Consider the following 3,659-nt stretch of genomic DNA (forward strand, 5'->3'; position numbering starts at 1 on the left):
TGTCTTGCCGGAGAGCAGCCAGGGGACGGCGCCGGCCGGCCGGACGGTGCCGGTGTCCGGTGCGGTGGTTCCGGTGTCTGCCGCGGTGGTCCCGGACTCGGCCTCCGCCCCGGCCGGCGGCTCCTCCACGATCACGTGCGCGTTCGTACCGCTCACCCCGAACGCGGACACGGCCGCCCGCCGCGGCGCCCCCGGCCGCGCCGTCCACCGGCGCTCCTCGGTGAGCAGTTCCACCGCGCCCGACGACCAGTCGACCATCGGCGTCGGCTCGTCCACATGCAGCGTGCGGGGCAGGGTGCCGTGCCGCATGGCCTGCACCATCTTGATGACACCGCCCACGCCCGCCGCCGCGACGGTGTGCCCGATGTTGGACTTCAGCGAGCCGAGCAGCAGGGGGCGTCCGGCCGGCCGGTTCTGCCCGTACGTGGCCAGGAGTGCCTGGGCCTCGATGGGGTCGCCCAGCCTCGTACCGGTGCCGTGGGCCTCGACGGCGTCGATGTCCGCGGGGGTGAGCCGGGCGGCGGCCAGGGCCTGCCGGATGACGCGTTCCTGGGAGGGGCCGTTGGGGGCGGTCAGCCCGTTGCTGGCGCCGTCCTGGTTGACGGCGCTGCCGCGCAGCACGGCCAGCACGCGGTGGCCGTTCTTCCGCGCGTCGGACAGCCGCTCGACGACGAGGATGCCGACGCCCTCCGACCAGGAGGTGCCGTCCGCCGCCGCCGCGAAGGACTTGATCCGACCGTCGGGCGCGAGCCCGCGCTGCCGGGAGAAGTCCACGAATCCGCCGGGCGTGGCGGTGACGGTGGCACCGCCCGCCAGGGCGAGCGTCGACTCGCCCCGGCGCACCGACTGGGCCGCCAGATGCAGGGCGACCAGCGACGACGAGCACGCGGTGTCCACCGAGATCGCCGGGCCCTCCAGCCCCAGGGAGTACGCGACGCGCCCGGAGGCGACGCTGCTGAGCCGCCCGGTCATCAGGTGGCCCTCGAACTCCTTGGGACCCTCCAGACCCAGGTAGCTCTGCTCCACCACACCCGCGAACACGCCGGTGCGTGAGCCCTTGAGCGAGACCGGGTCGATGCCGGCGTGCTCCAGGGCCTCCCACGCGGTCTCCAGCAGCACCCGCTGCTGCGGGTCCATCGCCCGGGCCTCGCGCGGGGACACCCCGAAGAAGGCCGCGTCGAAGAGGGCCGCGCCGTCGAGGAACCCGCCCTCGCGGGTGTACGAGGTGCCCGGGGTCTCGGGGTCCGGGTCGTAGAGGGCCTCCAGGTCCCAGCCCCGGTCGTCGGGGAACTCGCTGATCGCGTCGGTGCCCTCGCTCACCAGCTGCCACAGGCCGTCCGGGGAGGTGACCCCGCCCGGGAACCGGCAGGCCATGCCGACGATGGCCACCGGTTCGTCACCGGCGCCCTCCAGCGCGGTGATCCGCTCACGGGCCTTCCGCAGATCCGCGGTGACCCACTTCAGGTAGTCGACCAGCTTCTGTTCTTTGGACGGGTCTGCGGACATGCGGGATCAGTCTCTCCTCGGTGCGGTATGGAAGGTATGGACGATATGGGCGGTACGGGTGGTGCCGGGTGATCGGGGTGCGTCAGGCGGTGCTGCGGCCGAGCTCGTTGTCGATGAAGTCGAAGATCTCGTCGGCGGACGCGTCGGCCAGGAGCTCGGCGGTGTCCGCGCCGGCCTGATCGGATGTCGCCGAGCCCAGCGTCGCCAGCAGGGAGTGCAGACGTACGGAGACGGCTTCACGTGCCCCGTCGTCCGCCCCCAGCTCCGCCAGTGAGGCCTCCAGCCGGTCCAGGTCGCCGAGGGCGACGCTCGCGGGGTCCTCGGCCGGCGGACCCGCGAGGGTGAGCAGGTGGGCGGCGAGGGCCGCCGGCGACGGGTGGTCGAAGACCAGCGTGGCGGGCAGCGGGACTCCGGCCACGGTGGTCAGCCGGTTGCGCAGTTCCACCGCGGTCAGGGAGTTGAACCCGAGGTCCTGGAACGGCCGGTCGGCGGCGACGGACGCCGGTGAGGCGTGACCGAGCACGGACGCCACTTCGCGGGTCACCAGGGTCAGCAGATACGGCTCCCGCTCCGGTGCGCCCAGCTCCGCGAGCCGCTCACCGAGCGGTGCGGCTGCGGACTCGGAACCCGCCGCCCCCGCCGTGCCCGCGCCGCCCGGGTCCGGTGCGGCGGCGGCCCGTACCGGACCCGCCCCGACGAGCAGGGTCGGCCGGCCCGCGGCCAGGGCCCGGTCGAACAGCGCCAGCCCCTCCTCATCCGTGACGGCCCGGAAACCGTCCCGCTCGAAGCGGCTCAACTCCTGCCCGTCGAGATGGGCGTTGATGCCGCCCGTACGCCACAGTCCCCACGCGATCGAGGTGGCGGGCAGGCCCTCGGAGGCGCGCCGCGCGGCGAGCGCGTCCAGGAACGCGTTGGCCGCCGCGTAGTTGGACTGGCCGGGGGCGCCGAAGGTCCCCGTCGTCGAGGAGAACAGCACGAACGCCGCGAGCCCCAGGCCCCGGGTCAGCTCGTCCAGATGCCGGGCCGCGTCCGCCTTGGGGGCCAGTACGGCGGCCAGCCGCTTCGGGGTCATGCCGGAGACGAGGCCGTTGTCGAGGACCCCGGCGGTGTGGACCACACCGGTCAGCGGGTGCTCGGCGGGAACGGAGGCCAGCAGCTCCGCCAGCTGCGCCCGGTCCGCCACATCGCACGCGGTGACGGTGACCGAGGCCCCGAGGGCGGACAGCTCGTCCCGCAACTCGGCCGCTCCGGGCGCCTGCGCACCGCGCGGTCCGGCCAGCAGCAGCCGTCGCACACCGTGCTCGGTCACCAGGTGACGGGCGATGAGGGAGCCCAGGGTGCCGGTGCCGCCGGTGATCAGGACCGTGCCCTCGGGGCGCCACGGCGGACGGGCGGGGGCGCCCTGGTGCCGGACCGGTGCGAGCCGGGGGGCGAGTACGCCTTCGGGGCGCACGGCGAGCCGGGGCTCCCCGGAGGCCACGGCGGCGGCCAGCGTCTCGTCGGCGGTGTCCCGCGGGGCGTCCACCAGGACGATCCGTCCGGGCGCCTCGGCCTGCGCGGAGGCGAGCAGCCCCCAGGCGGCGGCCGCGTCCGGATCGGGAACGTCGCCGGCGGCCACGGCGCGGTCGGTCACCACCACCAGCGTGGAGCCGGGGGAAGTCTCATCGCCGAGCCACTCCTGGGCCAGCCGCAGCGCCTCGTACGGGGCCTGCGGCGAGGCCGCGAGGCGGCGCACCACCGTGTCGGCGGGCGCGCCGGGGACGGTGGCACCGCCGGTGGGCGCCACCACCGGCTCCCAGACCGGACGGGTCAGCCCAGCACCCTCGGGCGCGGCGGGCGCGGGCGCCTCCGGGGCGAGCCAGTACCGCTCACGCTGGAAGGCGTACGAGGGCAGCGGGACCCGGCGGGCCCCCGTACCGGCGTAGAACGCCTGCCAGTCCACCCGCACCCCCCGGCCGTGCAGCGCGCCGAGCGCGGCGGCCAGGGTCTCGGCCTCCGGGCGGCTACGGCTCAGCAGGGAGAGCGCGGCCATCGCCTCGGGCTTCTCCACCCCGGCGGCGGCGAGTGCGCTGAGGACGGTGTCGGGTCCTATTTCGAGGTAGGTGGTGACGCCGTGTTTTTCGAGGGTGTGGATGGTGTCGGCGAATTGGACG

General features: G+C 75.1%; 2 protein-coding genes. Both read right to left on the reverse strand.

Annotated features, from left to right (window positions below; all coding sequences use genetic code 11):
* Positions 1–1,506 (reverse strand): beta-ketoacyl synthase N-terminal-like domain-containing protein (locus tag ACIQAK_RS32940; RefSeq protein WP_366392976.1); only part of this gene is annotated, 1,506 nt, incomplete at its 3' end.
* Positions 1,507–1,588: 82 nt separating this feature from the next.
* A partial coding sequence (locus tag ACIQAK_RS32945; protein ID WP_366392977.1) for an SDR family NAD(P)-dependent oxidoreductase occupies positions 1,589–3,659 on the reverse strand: 2,071 nt, incomplete at its 5' end.

This window comes from Streptomyces sp. NPDC088706 (genome assembly GCF_044752765.1).
Lineage (GTDB): Bacteria > Actinomycetota > Actinomycetes > Streptomycetales > Streptomycetaceae > Streptomyces.